This is a genomic window from Dryocola boscaweniae, assembly GCF_025215095.1.
Taxonomy (GTDB): domain Bacteria; phylum Pseudomonadota; class Gammaproteobacteria; order Enterobacterales; family Enterobacteriaceae; genus Dryocola; species Dryocola boscaweniae.
Genome location: NZ_JALHAP010000052.1, coordinates 1 through 1,430, shown reverse-complemented (window position 1 = coordinate 1,430; position 1,430 = coordinate 1). Strand labels below are relative to the sequence as shown.

The following is a 1,430-nucleotide window of genomic DNA, read 5'->3' as shown; positions in this document are numbered from 1 at the left end:
GTAATGCCAGTCAGTTAAGCAACTGACTGGCTGTTTTCTTCTGAGGTTTTGGGTATTTCCAGGGCCTCTCTTTCACCACTCTCGGGAACGCTCTTTCCCTTCTTATCGGTAGCTTCACCATCTGCGCCATGCTCTCCATATCCCGCATCAGTTCAGGGATACGCCCCGGTGAAGCACCCTGTAATGTCATCAGCATCCGCATCACCATCCCACACGATTCTGAGAAGCTCAGCTGATTTGGCCAGTATCCCTTCAATGTTCCCGCCATTTTTATCATCTGATAACGCACCAGATTGTACGCCAGCAGCACGCCCCACAACTCCTGCTCCACCAGCTCCGGCTTTTTACTCCGCAGCGTCAGCCGGCTCAGCTGCATGGTTTGCTTGATTTCCCGGTAACCCAGTTCGATTTCCCACCGATGGCTGTACAGGTCCGCCATCTCGCCCCCCGGATAACGCATCGCATCCGTCATCGAGGTCAGCAGATGGCACACTTTTCCTTTCCGGGTGAAGGTTAACAGCCGGGCCGTCATTTCCTCTCCCAGCTCTGGCCATTTTTTCCGCGCCTGCGGGCTGGTTCTCAGCGTGACCAGATGGTCGCCTTTGCCCAGCTTCCGAATTTCCTCGTACTGAGCGCCTTTCTTCAGCGGGATCATCCAGTGCCGGTGTTCTCCCGCCAGATGCCAGGCGTTCAGTAGCCCCAGCGAGTAATAGCCTTTATCCAGCAATGTCAGTGTGTTATCACCGGTCTGGTTTATCAGCTGCTCCGCCAGCGTGTATTCACTTTCCTTCATCGTGCCGAAGGCGGCGGCCGTTAACAGGTGGCTGGTCAGCTCCATCTGGCAGACCATTTTGACCTGAGGGTAAAGTCCGGGCTGACCGGCATACGTCTGACGTGGGAAGGACGCGTCGTTCTCCGGCGTATCCGGTGTTCGCCAGACGACACCATCGACGGCCAGCAGCGTCAGGCCACACCAGTGGGGATGTGTCGTGGCACTGTGCCAGAGTCGCGCCGTTTGCGAGAACACACGGCGAACGGCCTCGCTTCCCAGGCGCTGGCGGGCCTGAATAACGGCGCTGGGCGCGACGAAAGGACGGTCACCCGGCAACATGATATCCAGCCGGTTAACGATTTGATGGAGTGGCTCTTTGCGTTCGAGCGCCATGCCGACGATGCACCAGACCATCATTTCCAGCGGCAGGCGGCGTTTACGCAGAGTGACAGTGCCGGATTCAGCGAGGCAACGGGATATAAGTTCGGGATCGAGATAATCCCCCAGAGAAGTCAGTGGGTTACGTAAAGAGTCGTAGCGTGAAACGAGATCAAGAGCCTGTCCAATATGCATAAAAAAATCCGGAAACGGGTGAGCATTTCCGGATTCTTACACAGCCACAGGATCGGTCAACCGATCCTTAACTGATCGGCATTAC

At 56.2% G+C, this 1,430-nt stretch carries 1 protein-coding gene; it reads right to left on the bottom strand.

Annotation, left to right across the window (positions count from 1 at the left end):
• Nucleotides 1–10: 10 nt before the first annotated feature.
• Nucleotides 11–1,345 carry an IS4 family transposase gene (locus MUA00_RS00295; RefSeq protein ID WP_271121240.1) on the bottom strand — a complete coding sequence of 445 codons (1,335 nt, stop codon included), beginning with the start codon at nt 1,343–1,345 and terminating at the stop codon, nt 11–13.
• Nucleotides 1,346–1,430: the final 85 nt, after the last annotated feature.